Source organism: Streptomyces sp. NPDC029296, from assembly GCF_055569255.1.
Genome location: NZ_JBVHXT010000017.1, coordinates 35,100 through 52,529, shown reverse-complemented (window position 1 = coordinate 52,529; position 17,430 = coordinate 35,100). Strand labels below are relative to the sequence as shown.

General features: G+C 74.6%; 18 protein-coding genes and 2 pseudogenes. 12 read left to right on the top strand and 8 right to left on the bottom strand.

The genetic code is table 11. From position 1 onward, the window contains the following. Nucleotides 1-272 precede the first annotated feature (272 nt). Nucleotides 273-1,043, top strand: a complete 771-nt coding sequence (locus tag ACZ4W9_RS16905) for an MBL fold metallo-hydrolase (protein WP_467936307.1) — start codon at nt 273-275, stop codon at nt 1,041-1,043. Nucleotides 1,044-1,247: 204 nt separating this feature from the next. Here the strand turns inward: ACZ4W9_RS16905 and ACZ4W9_RS16900 are convergent, their stop codons facing one another. Continuing rightward, nucleotides 1,248-1,775: a DinB family protein gene (locus ACZ4W9_RS16900; RefSeq protein ID WP_467936305.1), complete on the bottom strand. Its 528-nt coding sequence runs from the start codon at nt 1,773-1,775 to the stop codon at nt 1,248-1,250. A 78-nt stretch (nt 1,776-1,853) separates the two neighbouring features. Beyond that, nucleotides 1,854-2,504, bottom strand: coding sequence for a CatB-related O-acetyltransferase (locus ACZ4W9_RS16895; protein ID WP_467936303.1), 651 nt, complete (start codon nt 2,502-2,504; stop codon nt 1,854-1,856). A gap of 295 nt (nt 2,505-2,799) precedes the next feature. Between ACZ4W9_RS16895 and ACZ4W9_RS16890 the strand changes: the two genes are divergently transcribed. The 7 genes from ACZ4W9_RS16890 (at nt 2,800) to ACZ4W9_RS16860 (ending at nt 10,627) form a co-directional block, all read left to right on the top strand. Next, nucleotides 2,800-3,765: a thiopeptide-type bacteriocin biosynthesis protein gene (locus ACZ4W9_RS16890; protein ID WP_467936301.1), complete on the top strand. Its 966-nt coding sequence runs from the start codon at nt 2,800-2,802 to the stop codon at nt 3,763-3,765. Between the two features lies 1 nt (nt 3,766). Next, nucleotides 3,767-6,424 (top strand): thioesterase domain-containing protein, encoded by a 2,658-nt coding sequence (locus ACZ4W9_RS16885; protein WP_467936299.1) that lies wholly within the window; start codon nt 3,767-3,769, stop codon nt 6,422-6,424. Nucleotides 6,425-6,437: 13 nt separating this feature from the next. After that, nucleotides 6,438-6,593, top strand: a complete 156-nt coding sequence (locus ACZ4W9_RS16880; RefSeq protein ID WP_467936297.1) for a hypothetical protein — start codon at nt 6,438-6,440, stop codon at nt 6,591-6,593. 65 nt (nt 6,594-6,658) lie between these two features. Continuing rightward, nucleotides 6,659-7,846, top strand: a complete 1,188-nt coding sequence (locus ACZ4W9_RS16875) for a lanthionine synthetase LanC family protein (protein ID WP_467936295.1) — start codon at nt 6,659-6,661, stop codon at nt 7,844-7,846. A gap of 208 nt (nt 7,847-8,054) precedes the next feature. Continuing rightward, entirely contained in the window at nt 8,055-8,717 is a 663-nt protein-coding gene (locus ACZ4W9_RS16870) for a histidine phosphatase family protein (protein ID WP_467936293.1), read from the top strand. Between the two features lie 159 nt (nt 8,718-8,876). After that, nucleotides 8,877-9,530 (top strand): response regulator, encoded by a 654-nt coding sequence (locus ACZ4W9_RS16865; protein WP_467936291.1) that lies wholly within the window; start codon nt 8,877-8,879, stop codon nt 9,528-9,530. Then, nucleotides 9,527-10,627 (top strand): sensor histidine kinase, encoded by a 1,101-nt coding sequence (locus ACZ4W9_RS16860; protein WP_467936289.1) that lies wholly within the window; start codon nt 9,527-9,529, stop codon nt 10,625-10,627. The genes ACZ4W9_RS16865 and ACZ4W9_RS16860 overlap by 4 nt, the downstream gene beginning before the upstream one ends. Before the next feature lie 19 nt (nt 10,628-10,646). Here ACZ4W9_RS16860 and ACZ4W9_RS16855 read toward each other — a convergent pair whose 3' ends face one another. Next, complete coding sequence (locus ACZ4W9_RS16855; RefSeq protein WP_467936287.1) at nt 10,647-11,654, bottom strand: 2-hydroxyacid dehydrogenase; 1,008 nt, start codon at nt 11,652-11,654, stop codon at nt 10,647-10,649. 109 nt (nt 11,655-11,763) lie between these two features. Further along, complete coding sequence (locus ACZ4W9_RS16850) at nt 11,764-12,156, bottom strand: winged helix-turn-helix transcriptional regulator (RefSeq protein ID WP_467936285.1); 393 nt, start codon at nt 12,154-12,156, stop codon at nt 11,764-11,766. Between the two features lie 171 nt (nt 12,157-12,327). Between ACZ4W9_RS16850 and ACZ4W9_RS16845 the strand changes: the two genes are divergently transcribed. Further along, nucleotides 12,328-13,056 carry an alpha/beta fold hydrolase gene (locus tag ACZ4W9_RS16845; RefSeq protein ID WP_467936283.1) on the top strand — a complete coding sequence of 243 codons (729 nt, stop codon included), beginning with the start codon at nt 12,328-12,330 and terminating at the stop codon, nt 13,054-13,056. 50 nt (nt 13,057-13,106) lie between these two features. Here ACZ4W9_RS16845 and ACZ4W9_RS16840 read toward each other — a convergent pair whose 3' ends face one another. After that, a complete protein-coding gene (locus tag ACZ4W9_RS16840; RefSeq protein WP_467936281.1) occupies nt 13,107-13,493 on the bottom strand; it encodes a VOC family protein in 387 nt (128 codons plus the stop codon). A gap of 245 nt (nt 13,494-13,738) precedes the next feature. On the opposite strand from ACZ4W9_RS16840, the gene ACZ4W9_RS16835 reads away from it, so the two are divergent. From ACZ4W9_RS16835 to ACZ4W9_RS16825, 3 genes and pseudogenes are all read left to right on the top strand, one after another. Further along, nucleotides 13,739-14,371: a DinB family protein gene (locus ACZ4W9_RS16835; RefSeq protein WP_467936279.1), complete on the top strand. Its 633-nt coding sequence runs from the start codon at nt 13,739-13,741 to the stop codon at nt 14,369-14,371. Nucleotides 14,372-14,503: 132 nt separating this feature from the next. Next, nucleotides 14,504-14,953, top strand: a pseudogene (locus ACZ4W9_RS16830) (Crp/Fnr family transcriptional regulator); the annotation flags it as partial. Between the two features lie 124 nt (nt 14,954-15,077). Next, nucleotides 15,078-15,530, top strand: coding sequence for a universal stress protein (locus ACZ4W9_RS16825; protein WP_467936277.1), 453 nt, complete (start codon nt 15,078-15,080; stop codon nt 15,528-15,530). A 23-nt stretch (nt 15,531-15,553) separates the two neighbouring features. Here the strand turns inward: ACZ4W9_RS16825 and ACZ4W9_RS16820 are convergent, their stop codons facing one another. From ACZ4W9_RS16820 to ACZ4W9_RS16810, 3 genes and pseudogenes are all read right to left on the bottom strand, one after another. Then, nucleotides 15,554-16,234, bottom strand: coding sequence for a helix-turn-helix domain-containing protein (locus ACZ4W9_RS16820; protein ID WP_467936275.1), 681 nt, complete (start codon nt 16,232-16,234; stop codon nt 15,554-15,556). Nucleotides 16,235-16,456: 222 nt separating this feature from the next. Next, nucleotides 16,457-17,305, bottom strand: a complete 849-nt coding sequence (locus ACZ4W9_RS16815) for an NAD(P)H-binding protein (RefSeq protein ID WP_467936273.1) — start codon at nt 17,303-17,305, stop codon at nt 16,457-16,459. Next, a pseudogene (locus ACZ4W9_RS16810) lies at nt 17,302-17,430 on the bottom strand (nuclear transport factor 2 family protein); the annotation flags it as partial. The gene ACZ4W9_RS16815 and the pseudogene ACZ4W9_RS16810, both read right to left, overlap by 4 nt.

The following is a 17,430-nucleotide window of genomic DNA, read 5'->3' as shown; positions in this document are numbered from 1 at the left end:
TCCAGTCGGCCATACCGCCGACTCCTTTCCGCTCGGGAAGTGCTGCCCCCGTATGCTCTCCGGGCGGAACGATTCTGCATGTGAACCGATTTACAGAATGATCCTCTTCATTGTCCTGAAGGGTGCGTTTCCCGGCGTGACCGCCGGGGGCCACTGGTCCGCACCGGCACCCCGTCAGGCCGACGTGACGCGAACCGGCCTCACCCGTGCAGGTTATACACGGATAAGAGGTTGACGCTCCTATAAGATCATCCGCTCTATAGACTCCGCGAATGACCAGTGATCCCCTCCGCCTCACCGTCCTGGGGTGCGCCACGCCCCATGCCACCGTGGACAACCCGTGCTCCGGCTATCTGGTGTCCGGTGGCGGCACCCGCCTCTGGATGGACGCGGGCAGCGGAACGCTGGCGCGGTTGCAGCGGTACGTCCGGCTCGACGAGGTGGACGCCATCTGGATCTCGCACCTGCACGCCGATCACAGCGCGGACCTGCTCACCGCGTATTACGCGGTGCTGTTCGCGAACACCCGGTTCGAGGCGCCCATCCCGCTGTACGGGCCGGTGGGGATCGCCGACCGGCTGGCCCACTTCCTGACCAACACCTCGACGCGCAGCCCCGTCGAATCCGCCTTCGCAGTCCACGAGTTGCACGACGGGCACCAGGCGCGCGTCGGCGGTCTCACCCTGACCACCCGGGCGGTGGAGCACGGCATCCCGGCCTTCGCCGTCCGCGTCGAAGCCGGGGGCCGCTCGCTGGTCTACTCGGGGGACACGGCGCCGTGCGCGAACCTCACACGGCTGGCCGAGGGGTGCGACGCGCTGCTGTGCGAGGCCGAGAGCGGCCGGGCGCCGGCCGAGGGCCCACAAGTGCACCACACGCCCGAGGACACCGGCGACACCGCCAAGGCGGCAGGGGCCGGCCGGTTGCTCGTCACCCACGTCGGCCCCTCCCTCACCCCGCAGGAAGCGGTGACACGCGCCTCGGCCCGGTACCACGGCCCCGTCGACTACGCCGCCCCCGGCGCCATCTTCCGGATCGCGTGACCGCACTCCGCCGCCCCCGCCGCCGGGTGCCTGGTGTCCATGACCCGTGACCGGCCGCCGCGCGGCCGGACGACCGGGCAGCCGACGGCCGGTCCGGACCGGCCGTCGGCGCGCGGCTGCTCCACCGCGCCCGGCCGCGCGGCACCGTGGAGGTCCACGGCCTTACCGACACCGGAGGCTCGCGCCGTCCTCCCGGCTCGGCACTCACGCGCCGGTGACCCCGTCGATCCGCTCGCGGATGAGGTCCGCGTGACCGTTGTGGCGCGCGTATTCCTCGATCATGTGCGCCAGGATCCAGCGCAGGGAGACCTCCTGGGAGCCGACGCGGGCCGCTTGCGGTTCCGGCAGGCGGCCGGAATCGTCCGGTGACGCGCGGGCGATCAGCCCCCGGCCCCGGGCGACCTCCGCCTGCCAGGCGGTCATCGCCTCGCCGAGTCCGCGCTCCGGCAGGAGGGCGAAGCCGTCCGGGTTGTCCTCCCCGAAGACCGGCGGCAGGTCCCGGCCGGCGAACACCCGCTGGAACCAGTTGCGTTCCACCTCGGCCATGTGCTGCACGAGACCGAGCAGCGTCATCGGCGACGGCGGCACCGCGGCGAGCCGTAGTCGACGGTCGTCCAGGCCGGAACACTTCCAGGCGAGAGTCGCGCGGTGGAAGTCCAGCCAGGCCTCCAGCGTGGCGCGCTCGTCGGCGTGCACGGGCGGGACGGGCCGTCCGTCAGGTGTCGTCCTCATGCGCACACCCTGACCGCGTTCGCCGCGGTTCACGCCCGCCTTCGCCACCGACGAACACCCGCGGGGCGCTCCGCGCCCTCACACGCCCCCTCCGCCGGGCGCGGCCGCCTCCAGATCCGTGATCGTGCCCGACATGATCACGCGTACGTGTGCGGTGATGTGTTCGACGGGCCAGTCCCACCAGGCCACCGCCAGGAGCCGGGCGACGTCCCGCTCGGAGTAACGGGTGCGGATGAGACGGGCCGGGTTGCCACCGACGATGCCGTAGTCGGGGACGTCGCGGGTGACGACGGCACCGGAGCCGATGACGGCGCCGTGGCCGATCCGTACGCCCGGCAGGACGGTCGCGCCGTGGCCGAACCAGACGTCGTTGCCGACGACGGTGTCCCCCCGGTTCGGCAGTCCGGTGAGCAGGTCGAAGTGGTCGGCCCAGGAACCGCCCATGGTGGGGAACGGGAAGGTCGAGGGGCCGTCCATACGGTGGTTGGCGCCGTTCATGATGAACCGCACGCCCGTGCCCAGGGCACAGAAACTGCCGATGATCAGCTTCTCCGGGCCGTAGTGGTAGAGCACGTTGCGCGTCTCGAACGCGGTCGGGTCCTCCGGGTCGTCGTAGTACGAGTACTCCCCGGCCTCGATCAGCGGAGACTTCACGAGGGGTTTGAGCAGCACCACCCGCGGCTGCTCGGGCATGGGGTGCAGGACCGTCGGATCGGCGGGCATGAGCATGACAGGCGGTTCCTCGGCGGTGGAGAAGCGGTGCGAACCTGTCCATGATCGCGCCGGCAGGCCGTCCGGGGACACGGGTTTTCCGGCGGGGAGGCCGGAGCCCGTGACGGCGGATGTCCGGTGGTGGCCACCGGCGGCGCCGGTGGGAGAGCGGCGCACCGGACGGGCTGTCACCGTCTGCGGCATACCTCCCGCGCACTCCTGTTGATCATATGACCAATTCGCTTTCGCGCTTCGGCACCGGTACGGCAGGGACATTACAGGAGTGGACTGCCCTTCCCGGTGAGGAGGCCGCATGGTGCGGGTCGAGCGTTTACTGGCCGACTGCCTGGACGACGCACGTGCCGAGCCCCTGGGCACCGTCCCCCTCACGGCGGAGGACCCCGGTTACGCGGCGGCCCGCCGGACCTTCCTGGCAGCCGGTCTCGAGGCCCTGCGCGCCCACTCGCCCGAGGCCGGCTGGGTGCAGCTCGGCCTGGATGCCGCGCCCTTCCCGCCCTACGGCCGACTCGCCGCCGCCGCCCGTGAGTTGCTCGGCACCGGGCAGGCCCGCGACTTCTTCTTCATGCACAAGCCCCCGGGACTGCGCGTCCGGTTCCTCGCGGCGGAGCCGGCCCGGGCACCGGAACTGCGCGCCGCCCTGCTGCGGCACCTGGAGCCGGTCCGGGCCGAGGACGCCCGGACGCGGCCCGTGGCCGGTGTGTACGAACCGGAGACCTATCTCTTCGGCGGTCCCCGCTCCATGCCCTGGGTGCACGCGTTGTTCACCGTCGACTCCCGGGCCTGGCTGGACGTGCACACCGCCGCGGCCGGTGACCCGGCGCCCGCCGGCTGGCGGGTGTCCCTGGCGCTGCTGCACGCCGTGTTCGACGGGCTGGGGATCGTCGGCTGGGAGCACCGGGGGGTCTGGCAGGCCGTACGGGAGGAGACCGGGCGGCGGCTGCCGGGCGGCCTCGGCGACCCTGACCTGCGCCGGGCCGCCGCCGGGATCCGCGCCTACTGGGAACAGAGCCCCGAGGACCGGCTCCAGGCCCTGCCGAAGGCCTGGCGGGACGTGGTCGGCGAGCATCTGGCGGCGGTGGGGCAGGCCGCGGAGCGCTGGCGCACCCACTACTTCGCCTCCGGTGACGCCACGCTCGGCCCGCGCCGGGCCGCCGCCCACCACGTGATCTTCCACTGGAACCGGGGCGCGCTCCCCACGGCACGCCAGTGCCTGCTCACCGAGGCGCTCGCCGCCGACGGCCGGCAGGGGGCGGACTGACATGGAGCACGTACCGGCGCGGGCGGCCGGATCCACCGGCACCCCCGGCGCGGCACTCGGGGCCACGGCGCTGCTGCGGCTGGGCGGCATGCCCGGAGCGGCCTGGACCGCCGGCGCCGCCGAGCACCTCTTCGAGGGCGCCGCCCGGCACGCCGACACCACCGAGCGGCTCGCCGCGCAGGCCCGCGCGCTGGCCGACCGGCTGGGTGCCGAGGTGGTGCCGCACCCGTCGCTGGCCCCCGCCGACCGGGGCGCCGTGCTCGCCCTGCGGCGGCGGCTGCACGCCGGCGCGGCCCCCGGGGCCCCGGACTGTGGGCTGCTGGAGCGCTCGCCCGCCGTGCCCGCCGACCTCGCCGGGCAGGCCCGCGCCCTGCTGCGCGGCGCCGAGGCCGCCGGGACGGCGCTGACCCGGCTGCGGCAGGCGGTCACGGCCGAGCAGCAGCGCGTCGCCGAGCAGGCGTGGCGTACGGCGGGCTCCAGCCCGGTGCTGCGCGCGTTCCTGGACAGCGCCGCGCCGGGACTCACCGACGACATCGAACGACGGCTCGCCGAGGGCCAGTCCTGGTCCGGGAAGCAGCTGCGGAAACGTACCGCCTATCTGTGGCGCATCATGGGGCGGGCCGCCGTGAAGACCACGCCGCGCGGCTGGGCGGGCCAGATCGCCGCGCTCCCGGTGGCCGGCGGACCGGACGGCTGCCCACCGCTCCTCGCACCCGGCACCCCCCTCGGGGACCTCGCCGCGATCGCCGTGGAGAACGTACACCTCCTGCGGGCCGGCGCCGCCCCCGCCGATCTGCGCACCGCCGACCCGGCTACGCTGCTGGCGCCGACGCCCCTGCACTTCGCCGAACCGTCCGCCACCGCCCCCGCCGGCCCGCCCGGCCAGGTGCGCTGTTACGTCGTGGACCCCCGGGAACCCGGGCGGCTCCGGCAGATCGTGCTGCGCCGCACCCGCGTGCTGGAAAGCGTGCTGGCCCTCCTCGCCGACGGACCGCGCACACTCGGCGAACTGGACCGTGTGCTGCCGCCGCTGAGCGCCCCGCCCGGCCGGCCGCCCGTGGCCGCGGCGGTGCTGCGCGGGTTCCTCCAGCACCTGCACGGGCTCGGCGTCGTACAGATCTGCCGGGCGCCCCGGCAGCACTGTTCCGGCTGGGTGCCGGCCGGGACCGTCACCGCCACCGGTGCCCTGCCGCCGGTGCCGGCGGGCGGGGCGGACGACTGGTTCCTCGACTCCTACCGCCGGCTCGGCACCGACGCCGCCGTGCCCGCGGCAGCCGCCGCACGCGTCCTGCGCGGGCTGCGGATCGCGGCTCGGATCGCCGCCCTCCAGGAGGCCGACCGGCCCGCCGAACCCCCGGAGCGGCAGTCCTGGTTCGCCGGACTGACCGAGCGGGCGCGCCCCATCAGCGAGCTCCTCGCCGACCGGCTCGGCGCCGACGAACCGCCGCCCCCCGCCCGTCGCTACACCGGCTGGCCCCCCGCCCACGACCCCGCCGGCGGCTACGCCCGGCTGCTGGACCACCTGGACGCCACCGCCCGCCGCGGCACGGCCCGCCTCGACCTGGACGACGCGCTGCTGGACTCGCTCGGCGCACCCCCCGGCGACGCCGTGCTGCCGCCCTGGCCGGTCGACTGCCTGCTGCGCCCGCTGGCCCCGTCCGCCGACGGCGGCCCGGTGGCCGTGCTGGAGACCGCCTCGTCCGCCGGAGTGCTCGACGCCCGGTTCGCCGACGGACTGCGCGCCCTGCACGGCGGGTACGGCAACAGCGACGCCTACCGCGCGTTCCTCGCCGCCGTCGAGGAACGCACCGGGGTCCGCTTCGTCGACCTGCTGGTGCCGCCGCTCGCCGAGCGGTCCGCCAACGCCGTGCGGCGTCCGGCGCTGACCCGCTGGTGGACCGGCGACCCGGATCCCACGCCGTACTACGGCTCGCCCGGCCGGAACGCGCGCTACCTCCCGCTGGACCGCATCAGCCTGCGGCGTGCGCACGGCCGGATCGTCGCCGAGGCGGACGGCCGGCGTGTCCTCCCCGTCTACCTGGCCACCCGCTCCCCCGCCCCGCCCTACGACACCCTCGTGCGGCTGCTGCTCGCGGCGAGCCATCCGGCCGCCTCGTACCTGGTGCGCCTGGACGCGCTGGACGCGGCGCTGCCCGACCGGGCCCGGCTGCCCCGGCTGACCGCGGGCGGCGACCTCGTCCTCACCCCGGCCACCTGGCGGATCGACCGCGGCAAGCTGTGGGAGCCGGGCGACGACCTGCTCGCCAAGGTCCGCGTCCTCGCCCTGCTGCGCCGGTCCGCGGCCCTGCCCCGGCACGCGTTCGCGCGCACGGCCCCCGGCGCGAAACCGGTCCCGGTGGACCTCGGGTCGCTGACGGCCGTCCAGCTGATCGAGCGGCTGTGCGCCCGTCAGGCGGGCACCGCGCTGCTCCTGGAGGAGATGCTGCCGGCACCCGAAGACCTGCTCCTGCGTGACCCGCTGCACGGCGGCGCGAAAGTCGCCGCCCAGCTTCTGCTCCGGCTCCCCCACGACCGGTGTGCCGACCGCCTCGCCGAGGCCGCCGCCGACGCCCTGGTCCCCGGCGGCCGGCCCGAACGTCCCCGGCCCGTCCGCCAGGCGGCCCGCCGGGGCGGCCAACACCCGATGAGTGAACAGTGAAAGGGGAAGTCCCGTGCCCGGAAACGAGATCACCGAACTCGACACGCTGATCAGCGACCTCGAGGAGCGGATCACCGACGAGGATCTGCCGTCCGTCTCGGCGTACACCCACGGATGCAGCGGCCTGTGCACGATCGTCGTCTGTGACACGGTCGTCATCTGTGGATGACGACCTCCAGGAGCCGCCCGCGGGTGCGGGCGGCTCCGTCCGGCCCGCACGACGTGAGGAGGACGATGCCGCACGACACGGCAGTACCGGCCGCCCCGCCGGACGAGGACGTCCACGGACTCGCCGTCCGCTACCTGCTGGAGTGGGCCGGGGCGCCCGAACGGGGAGGACACCGCTGCGACCCCGGGATCCCCGTGCTGGCGCGGCTCGTCGCGGACGAACGGGCGGCGCCCGCCGCCGTGGCCGTGTGGTCCCGCACGGCCGGCCGCGGGCCGTCCCACCCCGCCCTGTACGACGGGGGCCTGGCCGGCACGCTCGTCGGCCTGCGCCTGGGCGCCCGGGTGCTGCCCGGGCTCGGGACCGCGGCGGACCGGCTCGGCGGCCACCTCGCCGGGCGCCCACTCCGGTACCGCACCCGCGAGGTCGCGTTTCCCGACTACGACCTGATCTCCGGCCCGTCCGGCCTGCTGCTCGCCCTGTGCGCGACGGAACCGGCGCGGCCCGTGCCGCGTCCGCTCGCCGCGCATCTCGCGCTGCTGTGCGACGAGGAGGAACTGGGGCGGCTGCGCGCGGGCCGGTACGCGGACCACCCCCTCCTGGCCTGGATGCAGGGCCGCGTCAACACCGGCATGGGCCACGGCGTCGCCGGGCTCGTCACCGCGCTCACCGCGGCACTGCGCCGCACCGCCGCCGACCCGGACGTCGCCGCCGGCCTCACCGGGGCGCTCGGCCGGGCCACGCGCTGGCTGGTCCGCCAGGCGTACGACGACGAGCGGGGCATCCGCACCTGGCCCGGCGCCGGACTCGCGCACCCGCCCTCCCCCGAGGCCGACCCCCGCCAGGCGTGGTGCTACGGCACGCCGGGCGTCGCCTGGGCGCTGTGGGACGCCGCCGACGCCCTCGGGGACAGGGCCGCCGCCGACTGGGCGGCGACCGCCTTCACCACGCTCGCCGAGCACTACGACGAGACCTTCCACCTCTTCGGCGACACCCCCGGCGACCGTCTCGGGCTGTGCCACGGGGCGGCGGGCGTGCTGGCGGTCGCCGACGCCTTCGACCGCCATGCCCGGCTGCCCGCGGCCTGCGCGCTGAAGGACCGGCTCGTCGGCCATCTGACGGCCCGGCTGGCCGCCCACCCGCTCGCCGCATGGCCCGCGGACCTCCTCACCGGCCTGCCGGGGGTGCTGGCCGCCCTGCTGACCGCCGCCCACGGGGCGCCCCGTGACTGGCTGCCCTGTCTGGGGCTGCGCTGACCGCCGGCCCACGGCAACGGGCCGCTCCCCCACACCCGCCACCAGGGGGTGCAGGCCCTCTGCGCGGCTCCCGCCATCCGGCGGGGGTGGTCCGGCCACCTGCCGGATGGCTGAGCCGCTCGTCCTTCCCGGAGTGTGGGAACTGGACGAGTACCACCGCCGCTCACCGGGCCGGTGAGGCGCCGCCCGTGCGGAGAAGGAGGTTCGGATGGTGACCGTGCGACTGACGATGCTGTGCGCGCCCGCCGCGCCGGGCAGCCCGGCCCGGGTCTTCGGGGACGGCTTCCCGGGCGCCGACGGCCGGAGCGGGGTCACCCCGGAGCGGGCGGCCCTCCCGCCGTACGCGCGGGCCCTGCGGGCACCCTCCGTCCGCTGTGCGCGGGTCGCCGAGGCCCTGGCGATCGAGACCGCGCCGGAGGAAGCCCTGCGCGATCTGGACTCCGGCGCGTGGGACGGCCGCCTGGTCCGGGACATCGCGGCCGAGGACCCGCACGGCCTGTCCACCTGGCTGAGGGATCCGCGGGCCGCACCGCACGGCGGCGAGTCCGTCGCCCGGCTCTGCGCCCGCACGGCGGCATGGCTGACGGCGCTGCCGGCCGGCCCGGGGCGGGTCCTCACGATCACCGAGGCCGCGGTCGTCCGGGCCGCTCTGGTCCACGCCCTGGCCGTACCCGTCCGCTCCTTCTGGCACCTGCGGGTGCCGCCCCTGTCGACCGTGACACTGACGCTGAACGACGAGGGCGACTGGACCGTCCGGCTCGGGCGGCCCGCGACGCCCCGCCGGCCGCCGGCGGCCGAGGAGGCCGTCCCCGTGGCCGCCCTCACCCCGCACACGGGCCGGGAGCGCCTGTGCCTCGCCGCACTCCCGTGACCTGACCGCCACCGCCACCGCCACGGCCGCGGCGGCGGGCGGCCACGCCCGGATCTTCCCGTGGGTGCCGGTCCGTGGACGCCGGACGCCCCCGGCGGCGCGGTCCCGTCCGGCGTGGTACGAATCGGACACAGTACTCCCACAGAGGCTGGAGCACACGTGATCCGGGTACTGGTGGTCGACGACGAAGCCCTGATCCGCACGGGCTTCCAGCGCATCCTGGACGCCGCCGACGGTATCGAGGTGGTCGGGGCGGTCTCCGGCGGCCAGGCCCTGCGGGCGGTGCGGGAGAAGCGCCCCGATGTCGTCCTGCTGGACATCCGCATGCCGGACGTGGACGGGCTCACCGTGCTGAGCGACATCCGCCGGCTGCCGGAGCCTCCGGTGGTGGCCATGCTGACGACGTTCGACATGGACGAGTACGTGGAGACGGCGCTGCGCTCGGGCGCCGCCGGCTTCCTGCTGAAGGACACCGATCCGGAGGCGCTGCCGCCGTCGGTGCAGAGCCTGGCCCGCGGCGGCACGGTGCTGTCGCCCAAGGTCACGCGCACGGTGGTGGACGGCTATCTGAACGGCGGGACGCAGGAGCGCCCGCCCAAGGCGCTGGGACGGCTGACCGAGCGCGAGCGCGAGGTGCTGGTACTGATCGCCGAGGGCCTGTCGAACGCCGACATCGCGGCCCGGATGCACCTGAGCACCGGCACCGTCAAGGACCACGTCAGCGCGATCCTGACCAAGCTGGAGGTCAGCGGCCGGGTCCAGGCGGCCCTGCTCGCCCAGCGCGCGGGACTCCTCGCCGAGGGCACGGGATGACCCGCCGCCCGTCCCCGCTGCTCCTGGACGGTGTGGCCGTGGCCATGGCGCTCCTCGACGTGTGGGCGCACTGGGACATCGACGAGCCGTTGCGGATGGCCTGCGCGCTGGCCGCCGCGGTCGCCCTGCTGCTGCGCCGGCGGCAGCCGTTGCTCACCTTCCTGCTCACGCTGCCCGCCGTCCTGCTGTCCGACGCGGTCTTCGCCTGCCTGGCCGCGCTGTACACGCTCGCCTCGTCCAACCGCCCTCGGGCACTGCTGGTCGGGTGCGCCCTGGCGTTCGCGTTCAGCGACACGACCTCGCTGCCGTCGCCGGAGCTGGACCTGACCCGCACCCCGACGCTGATCGCGCTCGGCTACAGCGCGGCCACGGCGGCGGCGGCCGTCTTCCTGGGCCAGCTCGTGCGGACCCGCCGGGATCTGTCGCTGCGGCTGACCGAGATCTCCGAGGCGCGTGACCACCAGCAGTTGCTGACCGCGCAGGCCGTCCTCGCCAAGGAACGCGCCCAGCTCGCCCGGGAGATGCACGACGTCGTCTCCCACCAGGTCAGTCTGATCGCCGTACGCGCCGGAGCGCTGCAGGTGGGCGCGGGCGACCCGGAGACCAGGGAGGCCGCCGCGACGATCCGGCGGCTGAGCGTGCAGACGCTGGACGAGCTGCGCCACATGGTCGGTGTGCTGCGCGCCTCCAGCGGCCACCCCACGGAGCTGACCCCGCAGCCGGCGCTCAGCGACATCCGGCGGCTGGCCGACAACTGCGGCATCAGGACCGAGCTGCGCATGGCGCTGCCGGACGGTCTTCCGCCCACCGTCCAGCGCGCGGTCTACCGCACGGTCCAAGAGGCGCTGACCAACACCCGCAAACACGCGCCCGGGGCGACCGCGCACATCGACCTGAGCCATGCCGACGGCTCCGTGCGGGTCAGGGTCACCAACACCGCGCCGACCCAGCCGCCGCTGCCCCTGCCCGGCGCCCACCACGGTCTGCTCGGGCTGCGTCAGCGCGCCGAACTCCTGGGGGGCACGATGACCTCGGGCCCGACCGGCGACGGCGGTTACGAGCTGTGCGTCGTGCTGCCGGCCGAGGACACCGGGTGAGCGTACGCGGCAGAGGGGTTCAGGTCGCGGCGACGAGCGTGTTGTCGCCGGAGCGGCCGGCGAGGTAGTCCGCGACGTTGGACACGGTGGTGCGGACGATCTGGCCGACGGCGTCCTCGGTGAAGTACGCCTGGTGCGAGGTGAGCAGGACGTTGTTGAAGGTCATCAGCCGGGCCAGGCGCTCGTCGGTCATCACCTCCAGCGACTTGTCCAGGAAGAACACCCCGGCCTCCTCCTCGTACACGTCGAGGCCGACGCCGGTGAGCCGTCCGGCGCGCAGCGTCGCCAGCAGGGCGTCGGTGTCCACCAGGCCGCCGCGGCTGGAGTTGACCAGGATCGCGTCGTCCTTCATCAGGCTTAGCGTGCCGGCGTCGACGAGGTGATGGGTCTCGGGGAGCAGCGGCACGTGCAGGCTGACCAGGTCGGCCTCGGCGAACAGCCGCTCGCGGGGGACGTACTCCATGCCGAGCGCGAGGCAGTCGGGATTCTCCGCGACGTCCCAGCCCAGCAGCCGCATCCCGAACCCGTGGGCGATCGCGGCGAACGCGGATCCGATCTTTCCGGTGCCGACCACACCGGCCGTCCGGCCGCGCAGGTCGCGGCCCATCAGGCCGTCGAGCCGGAAGTCGAACTCGCGGGTGCGGTGCGCGGCGCGGACGATCCGGCGGTTGACCGCGAGGGCCAGGGTCCAGGCGAACTCGGCGACCGAGTACGGCGAGTAGGACGAGACCCGGGCAACCGTGACACCGAGTTCCCCGGCGGTGGCGAGGTCGATGTTGTTGTAGCCGGTGGACCGCTGGGCGATCATCCGGGTGCCGCCCGCGGCCAGGGCGCGCAGCACGCCGGCGTCCAGGGTGTCGTTGACACCGCTGAGCACGATCTCGTGGCCGGCGGCGGTGGGCGCGGTGTCCCGGTCCAGGAACAGCCCCAGGCAGCGCAGGGCGTGCAGCCCGCCGAACACCTCGGCGAACGCCGCCCGGAGCAGGGGTTCCTCGTCGGAGAGGACGCCATACGCGATGATCTCCACGTGCACTCCTCCCGTCGGGTCCCCCCACCGTAGGCCGCACCGCGCCGAAACGGCCTCCATCGGCACGCCCCTGCCGCCCGGGTGGCCCAGGCAAGCGCCCCGGAGCGGGCTAGGCGTGCGGGGTGTCGGTGCGGGCGTCGTAGGCGGCGCGGGCCGCGTCCATGTGGGGGAGGTTCGCAAGGCTCCACCGCAGCAGGGGTGCCGTGGCCTCGCGGAGGGTTCTGCCCATGGGGGTGAGGGCGTAACTGACGTGCGGCGGCATGACGTTGTGGACCGTGCGGGTGAGGATTCCGTCGCGTTCCAGGCCGCGCAGGGTGACGGTGAGCATGCGCTGGCTGATTCCGTCGACGGCGCGCTTGAGTTCGGTGAAGCGGCGCGGCCCCTGGCTGAGCTGGCGCACGACCAGCAGGGACCACTTGTCGCCGACGATGTCGAGTACTTCGCGGGTCCGGCACGGGTCCTCCCGGCGTACCTCCCGCGGCACGCCGTCCGTTGTGCTCATGGTTACCTCCCGGGAACCGGGGCACCGCGAAGTGCCTTATTGATCGGGGTGCGAGGGGTGCACCACGATGATGACGGTTCTCAAAGAGTACCGAGGCACGAAAGGGAACCAGCGGTACGTGGTACGTCCGCGCCCACTGCCTCCGCCCCGCGACAGGAAGGGCCCTTCCCCATGTCGACATTCCTGCTGGTGCACGGCGCCTGGCACAGCGGCCGGTGCTGGGAGCGGGTGGTCCCGCTGCTGGAGTCGGCCGGGCATCGCGTGCTCGCGCCGTCGCTGACCGGCCACGGCGACAAGGCACATCTGGCCGGGCCGGAGGTGGGGCTCGACACACATGTGGGGGACGTCGTCGGTCTGATCCGCGAGGCGGACCTGACCGAGGTGGTCCTGGTGGGACACAGCTACGCCGGGCTGGTCATCTCCTCCGCGGCCAACGAGGTCCCGGGGCGGATCGCGCATCTGGTGTACCTGGACGCGATGGTGCCGGAGCACGGCGAGACCGCCGTCGACGTGATGCCGGTGACCCGGCAGCTGATCGATATGGCCGCCCGGTCGGACGGCGGCTGGCGCGTGCCGCCGCCGCCCGGACTGCCCGCTCCGCTCGGCCTGTTCGGGGTCACCGACCCCGCGGACGCCGCATGGCTGCGCACGCTGCTGTCGGATCAGCCGGTGCGCTGCTTCCAGCAGCCGGTGCGGCTGGACAACCCGGACGTGAACGCGATACCGCGCACTCATGTCCACTGCACCGGCGCCCAGCCGGAGGGCATCACCCGCCGCCCGGTCCCCCCGGTACAGCCCAACGGCTCCCCGGCCCGCCTCCGGCACCTCCCCACCGGCCACGACTGCATGATCACCATGCCGGCGGAGCTGAGCGAACTCCTGCTCGAACTCGCCCCGTAGTCCGCACGGCGGAGGATCCGTTCAGCGGCCAGGTCGCCGCCTCGTCGCGCTCAGGTGGTGTGCACGAGCTGGATCAGATTCCCGCAGGTGTCGTCCAGGACGGCCGTGGTGACCGTGCCCGTCTCCAGCGGCTCCTTCGTGAAACGCACCCCCAGCCGGCGCAGCCGGTCGAACTCGGCCCGGACGTCGTCCACGGCGAAGGAGGCGGCGGGGATGCCGTCCTGCACCAGCGCGGTCTTGTACGGCTGCACCGCCGGATGACCGGAGGGCTCCAGCAGCAGTTCGGTCCCGTGCGGATCCTCCGGCGAGACCACGGTCAGCCATCGGTCCTCGCCCAGCGGAACGTCGTGCTTCTTCACGAAGCCCAGCATGTCCGTGTAGAAGCGCAGGGCCTTGTCCTGGTCGTCGACGAAGACGCTGGTGAGGTGGATCTTCATGGAGTTCTCCCCGGTGTGACGGGTGTCGGGGCGGGAACCGGCGGCGGCCCCGCGCGACGAGCGACGACGTGGTGTCGAGGCCATCGTCCGTCAAGCGCGCGGGGCGCGCAGCGGCGTGGACCGCGCGGGGCGGCTTCCGGGAAATCCGGGAAATCCGGGAACTCCAGGAAAAGGGGACGCGGCTCGGGGCACGGCTGTGCCAACCTGGCGGATCGCCCGAACCGGTTTCGAGTCAGGAGCCCCCGATGACGGTGCCGCCCCGCCTGCTGCCCCTTCTGGAGCAGTTCGACTTCGCCCGCGAGCGTCTGGCCGACCGGATGACCGGGCCCGTCATGGACAGCGGCGACGGGACGGACACGCCGGTCGGCCCGATGACGGACGCCGAGTACCTCTGGGAGCCGGTGCCGGACTGCTGGTCGGTACGGCGGCGGCGGGACGGGCCGGGACCGCGCGCCACCTCCTTGGCGGGAGCCGGGGACTGGGGACGGGACGCCGCCGCCTGCCCGCACCCCTGGCCCCCGCCCTTCACCACCATCGCATGGCGCCTGAGCCACCTCGGCGAAATGCTGACCCTGCGCGCCGACCACACGGCCGGCGCCCACCGGCTCACCCGGGACGACTACCGGATCAGCGGGGACGCGGCGACGGCGGTGGCGGCGTTCGGCACCGGGGCGGAGGCCTGGCGCAAGGCGCTGCTCGGCGCCGACGACGGCGCGCTGGACACGGCGGGGTACTGCACCTATCCGCACGGCAGCGACTCCGAGGAGCCGTTCCTCGCCATCGTGTGGTGGGTGAACCAGGAGCTGCTGCACCACGGAGCCGAGATCGGCCTGCTGCGCGACCTCTATCACGCCCGCGCCCGGGCCGACGGCCGCTGAGGACACCCGTGGAAGGCGGCCCGACGGTCCGGCAGGGGGCCGAAAGGCCCTGGAGGCGGGACGGGCGGCCCGTGGTGGTGAGGCGGGTGCGGCAACACAGTGGTGGCAGACCACACGAAGGGAGCCGGTGTGATGACCTCCGCCACCACCATGAACGCGGTCCTCCCCGTCGAGCACCGCGAACGGCTGATGCGGGTAGCCGCCGAGGTGTCCATCACGGCCGGGACCCGGCTGTTCGAGGAGGGCCGGCGCGCCGACCGGCTGTGGATCATCCGCACCGGCACGGTCGCCCTCGACGTCCGCGTCCCGGGCCGGCGGCCCGCCGTCGTCGCGACGCTCGGGCACGGCCAGCTGGTCGGCTGGTCCTGGTACCACCCGCCGTACCTGTGGCACCCGGGCGCCGAGGCCACGAGTCCGGTCCGGGCGTGGGAGCTGGACGGCGGCACGGTCCGGGCGATGTGCGCCGACGACCCCGGGGTCGTCGGCGCGATGGCGGTCCGGGTCGGCCGCGTGCTCGTCGAGCGGCTGCACGCCTCCCGCGTCCGGCTGCTCGACCTGTACGCCCCCTACGGCAGCGGAAGCCTGATCCGACCGGGCGAAAAGGGCGCTCGCCCCGCCACGCGGCGCCGGCGGTTCCCCGGCTGGCGCGGTTCCGTCGGTCCGGGCAGCGTGGAGGGTACCGACAACGACTGCTGGTGAGGTGGCCATGCAACCCCCTGAACCGAAGATCCGCGTGGTCGCGGGTGTGGACGGCTCCCCGTCGTCGTACGCGGCGCTGCGCTGGGCGGCGCGGTACGCGGAGATGGTCGGCGGTTTCGTGGAGGCCGTGTGCGCCTGGGACACGCCGTCGGCCATCGGCTGGACCGGGCCCGCGATCGATCCCGAGTTCGACCTGGAGCAGGCGCAGGAGCGGTTCGCGGAGGAGATGCGCGCCGTCTTCCCGGACGTGCGGCCCGCCGGTATGCGGGAGATCCTGGTCGAGGGCGACCCCTCCGACGTGCTGATCGCCGCCTCGGAGGGGGCGGAACTCCTCGTCGTGGGCCGCCGGGGCAAGGGCGGCTTCGCCCGCGCGATCCTGGGCTCCGTGAGCCTGCGCTGCGCTCAGCACGCGGCCTGCCCGGTCGTCGTGGTCCGGGAGGACCAGGTCCGGCCGCACTGACCGAGCCCATAGGGCGGGACGGCTCACCACGTGTCGATGCGGCGGCCGGTCAGCGCGGTCATCCGGATGCGGACCCAGACATCGCGCTCCCCGCCCGCCCAGGGCGCGCTGTAGGCCTGCTCGGCGACGCGGCGTACGGCGTCGGGATCGGTCACCTGTTCGGCGGGGCCGTGCACCACGACACTCCAGCCCTGACTGAGCGCGTCGTCCACGCGGTCGACCTCGAACGCCACCTCCCGGCCCAGCCCCCGGAGGGAGACGGTCCCGGCCTGCGTCCGGAAGACGATGGCGTCGTCGACGACGGTGTAGTTGACGGGTACGACGACCGGGGCGGCGTCGGTGGACACCGCGATCCTGCCCACGCCGTGGGTCGACAGCAGCCGATGGCAGTCCTCCTCGCCCAGTTCGGTGAAGCGGGGAGCCCGGGCGGCGTGCCCGAGGCCCGGCGGCAGGCCGACGTTTCCGCCGCCGAGTTCCGTGGGGCTGGTCCGCAGGGCCCCGGCCAGCCGGATCAGCGTGCCGGCCTCGGGTGCGGCGGTGCTGTGCCTCTCGAGGTGCTCGATGTAGGCCGGGGCCATGGCCGCCCGGAACGCCAGTTCCTCCACGGTGAGGCCCAGCTCCGTGCGGCGCTGTTCGATGCGGCGTCCGAGGTCGCCCTGCGGGGGCCGGCCGGCCGTCGGTCCCGGTGGTCTCTGCTCGGGCATGGTTCCTCACTCCTCGGGCTGCGGAACTCCTCGGGCTGCGGACCGTCGGCCCGTCCGTCCACCATGACCGATCCCACCGGGCCGGGCCCGGCCAAACGGTCCCCTGCCCCGGTGGGCTACGGCCGTTCGGCCCCCTTGGCTGCTCCACTCGGGTGACGTCTGCGCCACGCGGCAACCGGACCGCGCGTGCGGGGCGGCACGGCACCGTCTTCCCGGCCCCGCTCACCCGCCTCGCGTCAGCTCGCGCCGCGCGACCTCCCGGAAGGCGTGCGGCGGGCGGCCGGTGAGGCGCTGGACGGTGTCGGTCGTACGGTCCTCGGCGCCCTCGGCGATGGCGCGGTCCATGCCGGCCAGCATCTCGGCGAACTCCAGGGGCAGTTGCGCGGCCAGCCGGTCCCGCAGCTGCTCGTACGTCAGCGGGCGGTGGACCACGGGGCGGCCGGTGACCTCGGTGACGAGGGCGGCGATGTCGTCGTAGCCGAGGGCCTGTGGCCCGGTGAGGACGAGGTCGGTGTCCGGTGCGCGGTCGTCGGTCAGGGCGTGTACGGCGACGGCGGCGATGTCGTCGGCGTCGACGAACCCGACCCGGCCGCCGCCGGTGGCGGTGAGGATCTCGCCGTGCTCGCGGATGCTCCGGGCGTGGGTGTGCGCGCCGGTGAAGTTCTGCATGAACCAGGAGGGCCGCAGTACCGCCCACTGGTCGAACAGCCCGGGCAGGGCCCGGTGTACGGCGCCGACCCCCGGGCCGCTCTCGGGGATGGCCGAGGAGCCGAGCAGCACGGCGCGGCGGACGCCGGCGGCCCGGGCCCGGTCCAGGAAGGGCAGCATGACCGCGGCCGGGTCGGGGTCGCCGAGGGGCGGGACGAGGTAGACGCGGTCGCAGTCCGCGAGGGCGCCGTCGAAGGTGGCGGGGTCGTACCAGTCGAAGCGGACCGGTTCCGCGCCCGGGACCGGTGTGGCGCGACGGCTGGCGGCCCGGACGCGATGTCCGGCGGCGGTCAGCCGTGCGGCGGTCCGGCCGCCGGTGGTTCCGGTGGCGCCGATGACCAGGGTGGTGCCGGTGGCCGTCATCGGGCGTCGCCCCCGGTGAAGTCGAGACCGGGGGCCTGGACGGCGAGGGGGTTCCAGTAGTCCCGGTAGGAGGCGAAGCGGCCGTCGCGGACGGTGACCACGGCGATGTAGGTCATGTCGAAGGG

Excerpts from the sequence above, each read along its gene's own strand:
- ACZ4W9_RS16875 (WP_467936295.1), top strand. The coding sequence starts at position 6,659 with ATGCCGCACGACACGGCAGTACCGGCCGCCCCGCCGGACGAGGACGTC.
- ACZ4W9_RS16860 (WP_467936289.1), top strand. The coding sequence starts at position 9,527 with ATGACCCGCCGCCCGTCCCCGCTGCTCCTGGACGGTGTGGCCGTGGCC.
- ACZ4W9_RS16895 (WP_467936303.1), bottom strand. The coding sequence starts at position 2,504 with ATGCTCATGCCCGCCGATCCGACGGTCCTGCACCCCATGCCCGAGCAG.
- ACZ4W9_RS16845 (WP_467936283.1), top strand. The coding sequence starts at position 12,328 with ATGTCGACATTCCTGCTGGTGCACGGCGCCTGGCACAGCGGCCGGTGC.
- ACZ4W9_RS16870 (WP_467936293.1), top strand. The coding sequence starts at position 8,055 with ATGGTGACCGTGCGACTGACGATGCTGTGCGCGCCCGCCGCGCCGGGC.
- ACZ4W9_RS16885 (WP_467936299.1), top strand. The coding sequence starts at position 3,767 with ATGGAGCACGTACCGGCGCGGGCGGCCGGATCCACCGGCACCCCCGGC.
- ACZ4W9_RS16825 (WP_467936277.1), top strand. The coding sequence starts at position 15,078 with ATGCAACCCCCTGAACCGAAGATCCGCGTGGTCGCGGGTGTGGACGGC.
- ACZ4W9_RS16815 (WP_467936273.1), bottom strand. The coding sequence starts at position 17,305 with ATGACGGCCACCGGCACCACCCTGGTCATCGGCGCCACCGGAACCACC.
- ACZ4W9_RS16820 (WP_467936275.1), bottom strand. The coding sequence starts at position 16,234 with ATGCCCGAGCAGAGACCACCGGGACCGACGGCCGGCCGGCCCCCGCAG.
- ACZ4W9_RS16900 (WP_467936305.1), bottom strand. The coding sequence starts at position 1,775 with ATGAGGACGACACCTGACGGACGGCCCGTCCCGCCCGTGCACGCCGAC.
- ACZ4W9_RS16890 (WP_467936301.1), top strand. The coding sequence starts at position 2,800 with ATGGTGCGGGTCGAGCGTTTACTGGCCGACTGCCTGGACGACGCACGT.
- ACZ4W9_RS16835 (WP_467936279.1), top strand. The coding sequence starts at position 13,739 with ATGACGGTGCCGCCCCGCCTGCTGCCCCTTCTGGAGCAGTTCGACTTC.
- ACZ4W9_RS16840 (WP_467936281.1), bottom strand. The coding sequence starts at position 13,493 with ATGAAGATCCACCTCACCAGCGTCTTCGTCGACGACCAGGACAAGGCC.
- ACZ4W9_RS16905 (WP_467936307.1), top strand. The coding sequence starts at position 273 with ATGACCAGTGATCCCCTCCGCCTCACCGTCCTGGGGTGCGCCACGCCC.
- ACZ4W9_RS16850 (WP_467936285.1), bottom strand. The coding sequence starts at position 12,156 with ATGAGCACAACGGACGGCGTGCCGCGGGAGGTACGCCGGGAGGACCCG.